The organism is Paenibacillus sp. V4I9, assembly GCF_030817295.1.
Classification (GTDB): Bacteria; Bacillota; Bacilli; order Paenibacillales; family NBRC-103111; genus Paenibacillus_E.
The window spans coordinates 3,694,841-3,709,362 of the sequence record NZ_JAUSZE010000001.1 but is presented as its reverse complement, the minus strand read 5'-3'; the positions used below and the strand labels follow the sequence as shown (position 1 = coordinate 3,709,362).

Below are 14,522 nucleotides of genomic sequence, written 5' to 3'. Positions count from 1 at the left end.
AAGGTTTGGTGTCCTTTTCAATTGCAAACCATTATTAGCCTATTTCATAGCTCGCAGCTTGATCCGTCATATACCGCTCTGTCAAAATAGTCAACATAGAAATGCCAATTTGATTTTCTCCGCCCTCAGGAATAATAATGTCAGCATATTTCTTGGACGGCTCGATAAATGCGTCATGCATCGGCTTAACGGTCGTCAAATATTGATCAAAGACAGATTGCAGTGTACGTCCACGTTCATTGATATCTCGGGATAGTCGGCGGAGAATACGAACATCCGGGTCTGTATCAACGAATACCTTGATGTTCAAAGCACCGCGCAGCTCTTCGTCTGTTAAGACATGAATGCCTTCAAGCAGCACAATCGGCTTTACCTCGATACGGATCGTTTCTTCTGAGCGAGCATGCTGTGAGAAATCGTACACCGGAATGTCCACCGCATTACCGCTTTTCAATTCTTTTAAATGCTGTAGAAGCAAGGCGTTCTCGAAGGCACGCGGATGATCATAGTTAATACGTTCCCGTTCTTCTAAAGTAAGACCACTATGATGAAGATAATAATTATCTTGTGAAATTAATGTCACGTTCGTGGATCCCAGCTTGGTAATGATGGATCGAGCTACTGTAGTTTTTCCTGAACCGGTACCACCGGCAATTCCGATAACGAGCATGAAATGTAGTGCCTCCCCAAATAACTTGAAAACCTTCCTTCGTAGTTTAACATAATGTTCGTATAAAAAGAAAAAGCGATCGAATTTCGATCACCTTTTGCCTAGATAATAGCCTTATCTAATTTGCTTCGGAGTATGGAACTTCTCTTGATTGGCCTCGATATCTTGTGAAGCTTGCATCAATTGTTCCATGGTTTGCTTTAACTGCTGCCCATATTCATCGTTATTAAAAGCTTGAAGCTGCTCATGTGCTTCGTGTACTTGCTGCTTAGCCTCTGTAAGCGCTGCTTGTGCAGATTGTATAGATCGAGGGTTGGCTTGTGAAATGGCTACTTGCAGTTGATGCTCAGCGTCTTGAGCTTGGAGTATAGCATGATCTGCTGCGTCAATGGCGTGCTGAAGCGGCTGTTGATGCTGACGGGTTTCTGTCATTGGGGAGTGCCTCCTAAGGATAATGGTTGTTGGTTAAAAAAGAACAGTGACTTTACTAAATTGCTCCAAAGCTGGGGAAATCATTCTTCGTTTGGGAAATGAAATTATTTCCTGGGGAAGCGCAAAATGTGAGCGCACTTATGATATTTCGACATGAAAAGTCAGAAAATTTCGAATACAAAATCAATTATTGAAAAAGGCTATTGTTTCCAAAATAAAAGTAGACAAACTGTTTGAATATTCATAAGCTAGAGAAGATAGCTTTTTTTTGACATGATTAGACAATTAGGGTCTAAATAGGGGATGAAATGATGAGAACATGGAAAGGTTTTTGTATAATTGCAGCTGTTACATTAAGTATTTCCGGGTGTGGGTCTTCCAAAACCACTACAGCGCCGGCAAATTCGTACATACCTACCTTAGAGGCAAGTACTATTGTTAATGGAGATGCAGCAACTCTTCGAATTACAACGGACCTTAAGCTTTCCAAAGAGCATTATGATCAACAGCGCAAGCAAGGGGAAGGGCACGTTCATGTTTCCTTGGACAAAGCAGAAAAAGAAATCATGACGACCACTGAAAAAAATTATGAGCATTTAAGTAAAGGTACTCACGAGTTAAAAATTTCCTTACATAATAACGATCATACGCCTTACGATGTAAGCAAGACGATCACGTTTGAAGTGAAGTAGGAGTATCCCATGCTATTTCTACCAAAGAGATTGAGCTTACAGAAAAGAATTGTTTTCCTGGTTACTGCCGTTACGGTTAGTATGCTCTCAACAATGATGGTCTTCGATACTATAAGTTTAAATCAATCCATTCGAGAAGCTTATGTGAGTCAAATAAGCGGCATGACGATTGCCATCAATGGACGCTATGAAGAATCTCGTTCCATTACAGATGTACAGCAAATATTTGATTATATTCAATACAAAAATACGCGTGTTCTCGAAATGAAGTTATACGATAAACAAGGCGTTATTCTCGCAGCTTCCAATCGTTCTGAAGTAAGTAATCATATGCCTATCTCTAGGGTAGTCATTCCTAAGCAAGATCAAACAATTGTCGATCGTGTGCCTATGGCGCAAACGGATAAACCGGTTGTTCGTCTAACGGCGCCTCTTCAGGAGGATGGCCTTGTTGTTGGTGCGGTAGAAGTTATTTTTGATTCCTCCGAGGAAGCTGCGCTACTGACGAAGCGAACGAATCTTATTCTGATTGTAGGCGTTAGTGTTGCTATTGTTATGTCAACATTGCTATGGCTTATTTTACGAAGAATTGTTATTCGTCCATTAAGTCGGCTTCGTGAAGCCGCGCTTATTGTGAAGCAAGGAGGGGACCTTCCAACGCTGCAGTTTAAAGCTTCCCCTGAAATTGCTGAAGTGTCTGAAGCTTTTAATGACATGGTCAAAAATTTGGATGAGCGCTACCATGAGCTTCAACAGGTACTAAAAACGCTGCAGGTGACACAGGACCATCTTGTCCAATCAGAGAAAATGGGGGCTTTGGGTAATCTGGTTGCCGGCGTCTCACACGAAATCAATACACCAATCGGGATCGGTGTAACAGCAGTTAGTTATTTGGATCAGAAGACGAAGGAATTTAAGAGCCTGTATGAGACGGGGAAAATGAAAAAGTCTGACCTTGAACAGTTCCTATCCATTACTCAAGAGACGAATGCCATGGTACAGTCCAATTTGGAACGCGCTTCTTCCTTGGTACGCAGTTTTAAACAAATTTCTGTTGATCAAAGCGTTGAAGTTAAGCGCACCTTTCATTTGAAGGAGTATTTAGAGGGGATCATCTCAAGCTTGAAACCTACGATCAAGAAAACAAGACTCCGAGTAGATGTTTATTGCGATAATGAACTGATTCTCTATACATATCCAGGCGCTTTATCACAAATTATTACGAATTTAGTTATGAATTCTTTGAACCATGCCTATGCGATAGAGGAAGAAGGCAGTTTAACCATCCGTGTTGAAAATCATCAAGACTATATTATCCTTGCCTATACAGATGACGGTAAAGGGATGATGCAAGAAGTTCTAGATCAAATTTTTGATCCTTTCTTCACGACGAGCCGCGGCAAAGGGGGAACAGGGTTAGGGATGAATATTGTCTATAATCTCGTTACACAATCACTGAATGGAACCATCGAGGGTTCCAGTACCTTGGGACAAGGAAGTTTATTTACCATTACAATTCCGAAAGAGGAGGAAGCCGTGCAATGACAGGACAAGATGGGTTAATGGACCAGGATGAGCTTCTTTTTGCTGAGGAAGAAGAGACCGTTTCAGCTAAGGAAGTTACGATCGAACAAGACCCTTGGGTCGTACTCATAGTTGATGATGAGAAACAAATCCATCAAGTGACGAAAATGGTTCTACAAGATTTCGAATTTGATGGTAAGAAGTTGGAATTCCATAGTGCTTATTCGGCTTTAGAAGCCAAACAGCTATTAAAACAACAGCCGAATGCCTCATTAATTCTTTTAGATGTTGTCATGGAGCAAGATGATGCGGGGCTTCAAATTGTTAAGTACATACGCGAAGAATTAAATAATCAGGCGATACGTATTATTTTGCGTACAGGTCAACCAGGTCAAGCACCTGAACGCACGGTCATAATGGATTACGACATTAATGATTATAAAGAAAAGACAGAACTCACAACACAGAAGCTGTTCACCACTGTGGTTACGGCGCTGCGTTCCTATCGTGATATTAAAACAATTGAGAAAAGCAGATCAGGCTTGGAGGAGATTATTAAGTCATCTGCTTCGCTATTCGAGCTGCAATCTATGAAGAAATTTGCATCCGGTGTTTTATCACAAATGACCTCCATCGTTAACTTACATAAAAATGCGCTACATTGCAGCTTTGCTGTTACCAAAGGTGTCGAAGATATTTATATCCTAGCAGCGAGCGGGGATTATGCATCCAATCAAGATGAACGTGCCAGGGATGTTGTTCCTACTGATGTGCTCGAAGAGATTGAACATGCCTTCCATTCCAAAAAAAGCAGCTTTGCATCAGATCGCTTTGTGATTTATTTTCAAAGTAAGATGGGGATGGAAAATGTCATCTATATGAATGGATTCAAAGCACTCAGCGAATGGGAGCATTATTTAGTTGATATTTATTGTGCGAATGTTTCTGTGGCTTTTGAAAATATTTATTTAAATGAAGAGCTAGAAAGCACACAGCAAGAAATTATTTATACGATGGGCGAAATCACGGAGACCAGATCCAAGGAAACGGGACACCATGTGAAAAGAGTTGCCGAATACTCCCGTTTACTTGCCATCAAATATGGATTATCTGAGCAGGAAGCTGAAGTCATCCGCTTGGCTTCTCCGATGCATGATGTTGGTAAAGTTGGCATACCAGATGCGATTTTAAATAAGCCTGGATCGCTGACAAGTGAAGAATTCGATATTATGAAAACTCATTCGAATCTCGGTTATGAAATGCTCAAGCATTCGAACAAGCAAGTCTTAAATGCCGCAGCTATCATCGCGCAGCAGCATCATGAGCGTTACGATGGAACAGGGTATCCCCAAGGACTTCGCGGCGACGAGATACATCTCTATGGTCGTATAACCGCATTAGCTGATGTATTTGACGCTCTATGCAGTGATCGTGTTTATAAGAAAGCTTGGGAACTTGGTCGCGTGATGGATTTACTTAAAACGGAACGCGGACGTCATTTCGATCCTGCGATCGTAGATCTCTTCATTAAGCATTTGGATGAGTTCCTGGTAATCAAAGAGTTCTACAAGGAACAGCGTTAACGGCATTAATTACCTGAATAGCATAATATGCGAATAGCCTTCTACTAGCAAAACCAGACCCTAATTGATCGCGGAGCCCTTGTCCTTGGACAGGGGCTTTTTGTTTTGCGTAGAAAGATTGATAAACGACAGCTTGTGAAAAGGTGGGTTCGGATAAAAAAAATGTATCGAGGAAAATGTGTTTCCCTATTGCAACATTTGTGAGTTTGGGTAATAATGTACTAGAGAGAGTTGCCTTTGGTCAACAAATGTGAGCTTGTACAAATTAATGATAATAACGAGTAAAGATGAACGAATCGGGGAGGACATATTTATATGAACGTGACGACTGTAAGAAGGTTTTGGAAAAAGAGTGCTGCTGTTGTATTACTAGGCGTTATGATGACCGTGTCAGCGTGTGCGAATAATGAAAAAACACCTGCATCAACCTCAACTTCAACGGAGAAAGAAATTAAAGTCACAACAACTGTCGGAATGATTACAGATATTGTTGAAAATGTTGGTTCCACTCATGTGAAAGTAACTGGACTTATGAATGCTGGGGTGGATCCTCATTTATATAAAGCTTCACAAGGTGATATTAAAAAGTTAGATGATGCTCAAATCATTTTCTATAATGGACTGCACTTAGAAGGAAAAATGGTTGAGATTTTGGAAAAGATGGGTAAGCAAAAACCAACCGTAGCCGTGTCGGATAAAATCGATCGCAAAGCATTGCGGTCCGGGGCCGAAATGGAAACGGAGTACGATCCGCACATCTGGTTTAATGTGAAGCATTGGATGAAGGCAACTGAGCAAGTACGAGATTCCCTAAGTGAGTTGGATCCAGCACATAAAGAAGATTACAAGAACAACGCAGCAGCATACCTTGTAAAACTTCAAGAATTAGACCGCTATGCGACTGAACAAATCGCCTTAATTCCAGAGGCGTCCCGAGTTCTAGTAACTGCGCATGATGCTTTCGGTTACTTCGGAGATGCGTATCACATTCAAGTTAAGGGACTTCAAGGGATCAGTACAGCATCGGAGTATGGTTCGAAGGATGTAAGTCAGCTTAGAGATTTCCTAGTTGAGAAAAAGGTGAAAGCGGTATTCGTTGAATCCAGTGTTCCCAAAAAATCGATTGAAGCGGTCATACAAGGAGCGAAGGAAAAGGGGCACCAAATTCAAATTGGCGGAGAATTGTTCTCTGATGCCATGGGTAAAACAGGAACCCCAGAAGGCACTTATGTAGGCATGGTTCGTCACAATGTAGATACCATTGTCAACGCTCTGAAATAGCAGCCGCTGCTAAGAATGTATTGCATACAGAATGGCTTAGGAGGCTTGAATATGAAAAAGACGAACGCGCCGCTATCGATACAAAATATGACCGTTGCTTATCATAAAAAACCCGTTCTGGAGCAAGTGTCATTAACCATTCCGGAAGGTAAATTGATTGGAATTGTCGGTCCCAATGGAGCAGGGAAGTCCACATTAATTAAAGCAGCACTGGGCTTGATTCCAAGTCTATCCGGTGAAGTGAAGATATATGGAAAGCCCTATAAAGAACAGCGTCATCTTGTTGGTTATGTGCCTCAACGTGAATCAGTTGATTGGGATTTCCCAACCAATGCTCTCGATGTTGTAACGATGGGGCGGTATGGTCATTTGGGTTGGTTCCGCAGACCAGGGAATAAAGAAAAACAAATCGCTATGTCTTGTTTAGAGAAAGTTGGGATGGCTGACTTCGCAGATAGACAAATTAGTCAACTTTCTGGTGGTCAGCAGCAGCGTATTTTCTTAGCGAGAGCACTCGCGCAAGATGCTAGCTTATATTTTATGGATGAACCTTTCGTGGGTGTAGATGCTGCTACGGAAAAAGCGATTATTACGCTGCTCGGAGAACTCAAGAAACAAGGGAAGACGGTATTGGTGGTCCACCATGATTTATCCACCGTTAAAGAGTATTTCGATTGGGTTATCTTGCTTAATGTAGGCCTTGTGGACATAGGACCTACGAATGAAGTGTTTACGAAGGAGAAATTACAGCAAACGTATGGCGGTAAACTTGCGATCTGGGATCGGGAAGATGCCGGGATGCAAATAGGATAGCGAGGTGAACAACATGTTAGATTCATTACTTCACTTATGGTTAGATCCGAATGCGCGATGGATATTACTCGGATGCTCATTATTAGGACTAAGCAGCGGTGTGTTAGGAAGCTTTGCTTATTTACGCAAACAATCGTTGATGGGAGACGCTTTGTCCCATGCGGCCCTTCCGGGTGTCTGTGTCGCTTTCATGATTACGGGCTCCAAATCGATCCTATTCTTCTTAATTGGCGCAGCTGCGGCAGGCTTACTTGCTACACTGAGTATCGGATGGATCACACGGTATTCCAAAATCAAGCAGGATTCGGCTTTAGGTATCGTGTTATCCGTGTTTTTTGGGGTAGGTATTGTATTGTTGACACAAATTCAGCATAGTACAAGTGGCAATCAAAGCGGCTTAGATAAGTTCCTATTCGGTCAAGCGGCATCTATGGTTAACTCCGATGTCATTACAATGGCTATCATATCCTTCTTATTAGTAGGTATTTGTACGTTGTTTTTTAAAGAATTTAAATTATTGAGCTTTGATCCTGGATATGCGCGAGGTTTAGGTTTTCCGGTGGCGATTCTGGATCACTTCATGATGTTTCTTATTGTCGTTGCCGTTGTTGTGGGGATTCAAGCGGTGGGCGTTGTTTTGATGGCTGCCCTGTTGATTACACCTGCTGTTGCGGCTAGATATTGGACGGAGAGGTTGGGCCTAATGGTCATCTTGTCTGGACTATTTGGGGCTTTTAGCGGATTCGTAGGGACATATCTGAGTACGATGGGAAGTAATTTGCCAACCGGTCCACTGAGTGTGCTCGCGGCGACGGTCTTATTCGTAATTTCCCTCTTTTTCGCTCCGAAACGGGGACTTATTATTAAACTTATCAGGCAGTCTTCCATGAAACAAAAAATTCAAAAAGATTCAGAATCTGAGCACTACGTCAAGGCAAAAGGGGTGAGCCAGATTGAATGATCTGTGGATTATTTTAACTGCTGCTCTTGTCGCTGCTGCTTGCTCTTTGGTTGGCTGCTTCCTCGTTTTGCGTAAAATGGCCATGATCGGCGATGCGATCAGTCATTCGGTGCTTCCGGGGATCGTCATTGCTTTCCTGATAAGCGGTTCTAGAGGTTCTATCTTTATGCTTATCGGTGCCGCGGTTATCGGTCTCATAACTGTATTTTTAATTCAGCTTTTTCAACAAAGCGGTGTACAGTCTGATGCTTCAATAGGTGTCGTATTCACAGCTATGTTCTCTATAGGCGTTGTACTTGTCAGTTTGTATACAAGACAAATCGATTTGGATTTGGATTGTGTACTATATGGAGAAATCGCTTATGTGCCATGGAATACCATTGAAGTTGGCGGTGTGAGTATCGGACCAAAAGCCGTATGGGCAGTAGGTTTTGCTCTTCTTCTTAGCAGTATTGTGATTGGGCTCTTTTATAAACAGTTTAAACTCTGTTCATTCGACCCAGCACTTGCTGCGGCAGTGGGCATTCCAGTCTTGTTATTTCATTATCTGTTAATGGGTTTAGTATCCATCACGACAGTTGCTTCATTCGAAAGTGTGGGTGCGATTCTCGTTGTCGGTATGTTGATTGTACCTGCGGCTACAGCCTATCTTTTAACTGAAAAACTTAGTGTTATGATCGTATTGAGTGTGACTGTAGGGGTTATCAGTTCAATAGCTGGCTACTTCGTAGCTTACTTACTCGACGCTTCCATTGCAGGTTGTATGATTAGTGTGGCAGGGGTCATGTTCGTTATTGCTTTCCTATTGTCGCCAACCAATGGACTGATCATCCGTAAAATTCGTCAAAAACGTGGATTATCAGGGGTAATTCCTGAATCCGTCTAATAAAGTGGTATGAAATCTGCTTCTTTATCTCTTTTACGGAGATGGAGGAGCATTTCTTTTAATTGACATTTCCTGTATGCTAGAAAGGGGCTAGAGACAGAGAGAAGGAGAAAGAAGGTGTGACCATGGAAGGAATTGGACTCGTACTGGAAGGCGGAGGTATGCGAGGCGTATACACCGCAGGAGTCTTGGAATACTTTATGGAACAGGATTTATATTTTCCTTATGTGGTTGGTGTATCTGCAGGGGCATGCAATGCAGTTTCGTATATTTCCAAACAACCCGGGCGTAATAAAAAAGTAACGATTGGTTATATTAGGGATCACCGATATTTAAGCTATCGCAATTTATTCCGTCATAAAAGCATTTTTGGGATGGATTTCATTTTTAATGAGCTGCCAAATAAGTTGGTGCCGTTTGATTACGATGCTTTCTATAACTCGCCACAGCAGTTCGCCATCGGTACAACCGATGCGCATACGGGCGAACCCATTTATTATACGAAGCATCAACTCATGCAGCAAACCATGCCGATTATTCAAGCATCAAGTTCATTGCCATTTGTAGCCACTCCCATTCATTATGAAGGTCGGATCTTGTTTGACGGCGGCTTAGTAGATCCGATTCCTGTGAAAAAGTCTCTTGCTGATGGGAACAAAAAGCATATCATCGTGTTGACCAAAGAACAGGGGTATCGCAAGAGTCCCTTTAAGCAGCGGTGGCTAGCTAAAAGCTTCTATCCGGCTTATAACGGCCTTGTAAATGTACTCGTTAATCGAAGTGAAATCTATAATGGAACCTTAGAAACCATTGAACGAATGGAAGCGGATGGAAGTGCATTCATTATACGACCTTCGTCCAAAGTAGTAGTAGGCCGTATGGAAAAGGATCCTAAGAAACTAGAAGCGCTGCACGAGCTTGGGTATCAGGATGCGAAACGAATGGGATCACAGATGAAAGAATGGTTACTTAGTTGACCGTAAGGAGCTGTATACGTGGAAAAATCGAATCAAAAAATTACTGCGTTTTTAATGTTTACCGGTCAAGCTGAGGAAGCCATGAATTTGTATACCTCTTTATTTGACCATTCCGAGATATTAACCATAAAGCGCTATGGAGCGGGTGAAGCTGGCGTCGAGGGAAGTGTTCTGCACGCCACATTTTCACTTCATGGACAGGTATTTATGTGCATAGATAGCTATGTGAAGCATGATTTCACTTTTACACCTGCGATTTCATTGTATGTCACATGTGATAGTGAAGAGGAAATTGATCGCGTGTATGAGAAGTTAGCGCAAGACGGCACCGTGTTCATGCCATTAGCTGCCTACCCATTTAGCGAAAAGTTTGGTTGGGTTGGTGATCGTTTTGGCGTTACTTGGCAATTGACGCTTGCGAAAAACTAGATATATTAATAAAGGCCACTGTCTACAGGTCATTTTTGCGTAAATGGGTTAAAAATATTGCACAAACTTACAAAATAGCCTTTGGGAGTGGAAAATGTTCAGAAAATACAACATCAGTAACCAGGGATGCCCACTTACATGTACATAGCCTTTTTGCTTACGAAAGGCTGTTGGGTCTGCTGAAGAAGTTAATGAGAGTTATCAACAAGCATCAAAAGTGTATAACAACAGAAGCCATATTTGCGGGATGCAGCAGGAATGTAACTATCATTTCTGTTTGCAATAAACACGAACATGAGGTATGGTATTATCAAACCAATAAGAACCCACGGGAGCTTGAGAAGTCAGGCTGAGATTGTGACCGTCATTGTCACTCACCGTTAATCTGATCTGGGTAATGCCAGCGTAGAGACTCACATAAATGCACGTTCATTCGATCTGTTTCGAATGGGTTTATCATTTTCTACTCATGGCGCTCCCGGATAACGGGGGCTTTTTCTTGTGGTTAAATAGAGATGTGGAGAGGGGAAACAAAGAATGAAATGGAAGAAAATTGCACCACTTATGCTAGTTAGCTTAACAGTCGCCTTGGCAGGTTGCGGTAATAAGATGGCAGAACAGCCGGCAAAACAAACGGCAAAGCCGTTAACGAACGTAAAGGTCGTTCTGGACTGGACGCCAAATACGAACCATACGGGGTTATACGTCGCGAAGGATCAAGGTTTTTTTGAAAAAGAGGGACTGAATGTAGAAATTATTGCTCCTGGTGAAGGCGGAGCCGATGCAATGGTTGCTTCAGGAGCTGCGGAGTTCGGTGTCAGCTATCAAGAAAGCATTACACAAGGACGAATTCAAGGTGTTCCGTTGGTTTCCATTGCAGCGGTGATTCAGCATAATACATCCGGTTTTGCTTCGCCGGTAGCAAAGAATATCAAGTCGCCCAAAGATTTCGAGGGGAAAACGTATGGCGGTTGGGGTGCTCCGGTAGAAAGCTCAATGATTGACTCGCTTATGCAGTCCGAAAAAGCGGATCCGAGCAAAGTGAAGATCGTGAACATCGGTGATGCCGATTATTTCACAGCCGTGAAACGGGATATTGATTTCGCTTGGATTTACTATGCTTGGACAGGTGTAGATGCCGAGCTGCGTGGCGAGCCGCTGAACATGATTTATTTGAACAAATATTCGGATAAACTGGATTACTATACACCGGTTCTTGCGACGAATGAGAAAATGATCAAAGAGAAGCCTGAGCTCGTTAAAGCCTTCATGGCTGCTGCATCGAAAGGGTATCAATTTGCTATCAGCAAGCCTGAGGACGCTGCTAATATTTTGATCAAAGCGGTTCCTGATCTAGATAAAAAACTTGTGCTTGCCAGTCAAAAATGGCTCAGCCCACGTTATCAAGATGATGCTGCTCGTTGGGGCGAACAAAAAAAATCCGTCTGGGAAAATTATGCGAACTGGATGCTAGATCATAAGCTGCTCGAGAAAAATATCGATGCAGATGCTGCATTCACGAACAAATTTTTACCGGAAAGCTCTAAATAACACGAATTGTTGGAGGAGGCACTTATAGTGGCTAACGCACTTGTTAGTATTCAAATCATTCCGAAAACGAAAAACAATGAAGATGTCATCCCCTATGTAGACCGTGCGATTGAAGTTATTGCCAAGTCTGGCGTGAAGTATTTCGTATCTCCGCTGGAGACGACGATGGAAGGGGAGCTCGACCAACTTCTGGCTATCATTCAAGACATGAATGCCGCGATGATTGAGATGGGCAGCACTAACGTTATTTCGCAGGTGAAAATATACTTCAACCCGTCGGGTGCTTCTATGGACAAGCTGACGGAGAAATACAGATAATGAAACAGCATCGCTGGTTCAAAGCGGGGTGGCCACCAATTGTTGTGGTCATCCTTCTGCTGCTTTTATGGCAGCTTGCCGTGACTTGGGGAGGTACAGCAAGCTGGCTGCTGCCTAGTCCGCTCAAAATATGGAAAGACGGCACTACGGATATGCCCAGAGTATGGATGCACACATTTGCCACACTGCGTTTGATGTTGATTGGGTTTAGTGTTGGTGTAACAGGCGGCGTGATTGTTGCTAGCTGCTTACATCGTGTGCCTGCGTTAAAGGCTGGTTTTTACCCGCTCCTTATTTTATCTCAAAATGTCCCGACCATTGCACTGGGGCCGCTGCTTATCATTTTATTTGGTTTTGGCATTTTACCTAAAATCTTATTAATTTCACTTGTTTGTTTCTTTCCTGTGACGATGTCTACCTTGGACGGCTTTATGCAAACGGATCGCAGTATGTACAACTATATGCAGATGATCGGCGCCAGCAAACGGCAAATCTTTTATAAATTAGAGCTGCCGCATGCTTTGCCATTTCTCTTCACGGGACTCAAAATATCGGCTACATACAGTGTGATGGGGGCCGTGATTGCCGAATGGCTTGGTGGAGGCGTTGGATTGGGCTATTATATGATTTTGCAAAAGTCAGCGTTCCGCGCTGATCGCGAATTTGTCGCTATTCTGATGATTGTCACGCTCAGCTTACTCTTTTTCTGGCTCATCGCAGGGCTTGAGAAGCTCGTCATTCGATGGAACGCGAAACGGTCGTCTTAAGAAAGGGGAGATGAGTTCATGAGTAAATTAGAACTTAGAGGCATTCATCAAACGTTCCCTGGTAAAAAACAGCGCGTATCCGTGCTTGCGGATATTTCTTTACATGTTAAAGAGGGGGAGTTCGTTTCACTTATCGGCCCATCAGGTAGCGGAAAGAGCACCCTTTTTCACATTATTGGCGGGCTAGTAAAACCTTCTTCAGGAGAGGTATGGCTGGATGGCATTAATGTGACCGGCTCTAAAGGCCTAATCTCTTACATGCCGCAGCAGCCTGCCTTGTTTCCTTGGCGTTCTATTGAGTCCAACGTAGCACTTGCTCAGGAAGTTGCAGGAGAAACGCGAACAGACGCGCTAGCCAAAGCAAGGGAATGGCTGCCCAAGGTTGGACTAGGTGGCTATGAGCAAGAGCTTCCGCATGTACTTTCAGGAGGGATGCAGCAGCGTGTTTCTTTTCTGCGAGCATTGCTTAGTCCACAGGAACTTATGTGTCTGGATGAGCCGTTCGGCTCCTTAGACGCACTTACTCGGCAAGACATGCAGGCATGGCTGCTTAATATATGGGAACAGAATAAGCGCTCCATTCTATTTGTGACGCATAGCATTGAAGAAGCGCTGTTTCTATCCGATCGTATCTATGTACTCTCTAACAAACCTGCGAAGATCATAGAAGAGCTGGCTATTCCGTTTGCAAGGCCGCGTCAGGAGTCCGTTATGCTTGAACCGAAATTTCAAGAGCTTCGTCAGTTTATTCAAGGGCTCTTGCGTCAGGAGATTACGTATGATAAAAGCCATTGATGCTCATATTCATCTCGATATGTACACGGAAACTGCTGCAAGAACTCTGTTAGCGGAATTAGCTGAGTGCCACGTTGAGGCACTTATAGCAGTGTCGAGGCACCTGGACTCCTGTAAGGCAACAGAGCGGCTGTTAATGCAAGCCCCAGAGCAAGTTTTTGCCGCCTATGGTTATCATCCTGAACAAGAGCTGCCTACGGAAAATCAGTTGAATGATTTAATCGAATGGATTCGGGAGCATTCGTCTAGCATGGTCGCTGTAGGTGAAATTGGTTTGCCTTATTATATGAGGCTGGAAGCTGAATCTGCGGGGCTTGTCTTTGAACTAGCTCCTTATATTGCATTGATTGAGAGCTTCTTGAAGCTAGCTGCGGATTTGGATAAACCGGTTGTTTTGCACGCTGTGTACGAAGATGCTGACGTTGTGTGCGACTTACTTGAGAAGCATGGTATTAAAAAGGCGCATTTTCACTGGTTCAAAGGGTCACATTCAACGGTGAAGCGAATGATTCAAGCAGGCTACTACATTTCCATAACACCGGATGTTGTCTATGAAGAAGAAATACGCACACTTGTTCGCGTGTATCCGATTACGCAGCTAATGGTCGAAACGGATGGCCCATGGCCTTTCGAAGGCCCCTTTGAAGGGCAGCAGACGCATCCGCGTATGATCCATGCTGTCATTGAACAGATAGCTCTTCTAAAAGGACTATCAGTGGAAGAAGCAGCACATTCGCTTTTGTCTAATACCAAACAATTCTACGGTATTCCTTCACTTCGCTTATTCTAATTAAATCTAACTGGACATCTATTCGTATAGGTTTTATAATAATGCAGAACACA

The 14,522-nt window shown here is 43.1% G+C and carries 16 protein-coding genes; 14 read left to right on the top strand and 2 right to left on the bottom strand.

Annotated elements, in window-relative coordinates; translation table 11 throughout:
• Positions 1-34: 34 nt before the first annotated feature.
• Positions 35-670: a uridine kinase gene (gene udk / locus QFZ81_RS17415; protein WP_307442296.1), complete on the bottom strand. Its 636-nt coding sequence runs from the start codon at positions 668-670 to the stop codon at positions 35-37.
• Between the two features lie 114 nt (positions 671-784).
• On the bottom strand, positions 785-1,102 hold the full coding sequence (locus tag QFZ81_RS17410) for a hypothetical protein (protein ID WP_307442298.1): 318 nt from the start codon (positions 1,100-1,102) through the stop codon (positions 785-787).
• Positions 1,103-1,410: 308 nt separating this feature from the next.
• On the opposite strand from QFZ81_RS17410, the gene QFZ81_RS17405 reads away from it, so the two are divergent.
• The 14 genes from QFZ81_RS17405 to QFZ81_RS17340 all read left to right on the top strand — a co-directional run bounded on the left by QFZ81_RS17405 (position 1,411) and on the right by QFZ81_RS17340 (position 14,469).
• Positions 1,411-1,794 carry a hypothetical protein gene (locus QFZ81_RS17405; RefSeq protein WP_307442299.1) on the top strand — a complete coding sequence of 128 codons (384 nt, stop codon included), beginning with the start codon at positions 1,411-1,413 and terminating at the stop codon, positions 1,792-1,794.
• A gap of 9 nt (positions 1,795-1,803) precedes the next feature.
• Positions 1,804-3,339 (top strand): sensor histidine kinase, encoded by a 1,536-nt coding sequence (locus tag QFZ81_RS17400; protein ID WP_307603715.1) that lies wholly within the window; start codon positions 1,804-1,806, stop codon positions 3,337-3,339.
• The gene (locus QFZ81_RS17395; RefSeq protein ID WP_307603713.1) at positions 3,336-4,901 is read left to right on the top strand and encodes a DUF3369 domain-containing protein; all 1,566 of its coding nucleotides are present in this window, start codon (positions 3,336-3,338) and stop codon (positions 4,899-4,901) included. The genes QFZ81_RS17400 and QFZ81_RS17395 overlap by 4 nt, the downstream gene beginning before the upstream one ends.
• A gap of 315 nt (positions 4,902-5,216) precedes the next feature.
• On the top strand, positions 5,217-6,182 hold the full coding sequence (locus QFZ81_RS17390; protein WP_307442304.1) for a metal ABC transporter solute-binding protein, Zn/Mn family: 966 nt from the start codon (positions 5,217-5,219) through the stop codon (positions 6,180-6,182).
• A 51-nt stretch (positions 6,183-6,233) separates the two neighbouring features.
• Positions 6,234-6,995 carry a metal ABC transporter ATP-binding protein gene (locus QFZ81_RS17385; protein ID WP_307442306.1) on the top strand — a complete coding sequence of 254 codons (762 nt, stop codon included), beginning with the start codon at positions 6,234-6,236 and terminating at the stop codon, positions 6,993-6,995.
• 13 nt (positions 6,996-7,008) lie between these two features.
• Complete coding sequence (locus QFZ81_RS17380) at positions 7,009-7,956, top strand: metal ABC transporter permease (protein ID WP_307442308.1); 948 nt, start codon at positions 7,009-7,011, stop codon at positions 7,954-7,956.
• Positions 7,949-8,842 carry a metal ABC transporter permease gene (locus tag QFZ81_RS17375; protein WP_307442309.1) on the top strand — a complete coding sequence of 298 codons (894 nt, stop codon included), beginning with the start codon at positions 7,949-7,951 and terminating at the stop codon, positions 8,840-8,842. The genes QFZ81_RS17380 and QFZ81_RS17375 overlap by 8 nt, the downstream gene beginning before the upstream one ends.
• Before the next feature lie 125 nt (positions 8,843-8,967).
• Positions 8,968-9,819 (top strand): patatin-like phospholipase family protein, encoded by an 852-nt coding sequence (locus QFZ81_RS17370; protein WP_307606942.1) that lies wholly within the window; start codon positions 8,968-8,970, stop codon positions 9,817-9,819.
• 18 nt (positions 9,820-9,837) lie between these two features.
• Positions 9,838-10,248 carry a VOC family protein gene (locus QFZ81_RS17365; RefSeq protein WP_307442311.1) on the top strand — a complete coding sequence of 137 codons (411 nt, stop codon included), beginning with the start codon at positions 9,838-9,840 and terminating at the stop codon, positions 10,246-10,248.
• Positions 10,249-10,785: 537 nt separating this feature from the next.
• Positions 10,786-11,799, top strand: coding sequence for an ABC transporter substrate-binding protein (locus QFZ81_RS17360; RefSeq protein ID WP_307442312.1), 1,014 nt, complete (start codon positions 10,786-10,788; stop codon positions 11,797-11,799).
• 27 nt (positions 11,800-11,826) lie between these two features.
• Complete coding sequence (locus tag QFZ81_RS17355; protein WP_307603711.1) at positions 11,827-12,117, top strand: thiamine-binding protein; 291 nt, start codon at positions 11,827-11,829, stop codon at positions 12,115-12,117.
• A complete protein-coding gene (locus QFZ81_RS17350; protein ID WP_307442317.1) occupies positions 12,117-12,884 on the top strand; it encodes an ABC transporter permease in 768 nt (255 codons plus the stop codon). Before QFZ81_RS17355 ends, QFZ81_RS17350 begins: the two co-directional genes overlap by 1 nt.
• A gap of 18 nt (positions 12,885-12,902) precedes the next feature.
• Positions 12,903-13,679 (top strand): ABC transporter ATP-binding protein, encoded by a 777-nt coding sequence (locus QFZ81_RS17345; protein WP_307442318.1) that lies wholly within the window; start codon positions 12,903-12,905, stop codon positions 13,677-13,679.
• Positions 13,663-14,469 (top strand): TatD family hydrolase, encoded by an 807-nt coding sequence (locus QFZ81_RS17340; RefSeq protein ID WP_307442319.1) that lies wholly within the window; start codon positions 13,663-13,665, stop codon positions 14,467-14,469. The genes QFZ81_RS17345 and QFZ81_RS17340 overlap by 17 nt, the downstream gene beginning before the upstream one ends.
• Positions 14,470-14,522: the final 53 nt, after the last annotated feature.

Coding starts and splice junctions, on each gene's coding strand:
- udk (WP_307442296.1), bottom strand. CDS start 670: ATGCTCGTTATCGGAATTGCCGGTGGTACCGGTTCAGGAAAAACTACA.
- QFZ81_RS17410 (WP_307442298.1), bottom strand. CDS start 1,102: ATGACAGAAACCCGTCAGCATCAACAGCCGCTTCAGCACGCCATTGAC.
- QFZ81_RS17340 (WP_307442319.1), top strand. CDS start 13,663: ATGATAAAAGCCATTGATGCTCATATTCATCTCGATATGTACACGGAA.
- QFZ81_RS17385 (WP_307442306.1), top strand. CDS start 6,234: ATGAAAAAGACGAACGCGCCGCTATCGATACAAAATATGACCGTTGCT.
- QFZ81_RS17405 (WP_307442299.1), top strand. CDS start 1,411: ATGATGAGAACATGGAAAGGTTTTTGTATAATTGCAGCTGTTACATTA.
- QFZ81_RS17345 (WP_307442318.1), top strand. CDS start 12,903: ATGAGTAAATTAGAACTTAGAGGCATTCATCAAACGTTCCCTGGTAAA.
- QFZ81_RS17350 (WP_307442317.1), top strand. CDS start 12,117: ATGAAACAGCATCGCTGGTTCAAAGCGGGGTGGCCACCAATTGTTGTG.
- QFZ81_RS17360 (WP_307442312.1), top strand. CDS start 10,786: ATGAAATGGAAGAAAATTGCACCACTTATGCTAGTTAGCTTAACAGTC.
- QFZ81_RS17380 (WP_307442308.1), top strand. CDS start 7,009: ATGTTAGATTCATTACTTCACTTATGGTTAGATCCGAATGCGCGATGG.
- QFZ81_RS17370 (WP_307606942.1), top strand. CDS start 8,968: ATGGAAGGAATTGGACTCGTACTGGAAGGCGGAGGTATGCGAGGCGTA.
- QFZ81_RS17395 (WP_307603713.1), top strand. CDS start 3,336: ATGACAGGACAAGATGGGTTAATGGACCAGGATGAGCTTCTTTTTGCT.
- QFZ81_RS17400 (WP_307603715.1), top strand. CDS start 1,804: ATGCTATTTCTACCAAAGAGATTGAGCTTACAGAAAAGAATTGTTTTC.
- QFZ81_RS17390 (WP_307442304.1), top strand. CDS start 5,217: ATGAACGTGACGACTGTAAGAAGGTTTTGGAAAAAGAGTGCTGCTGTT.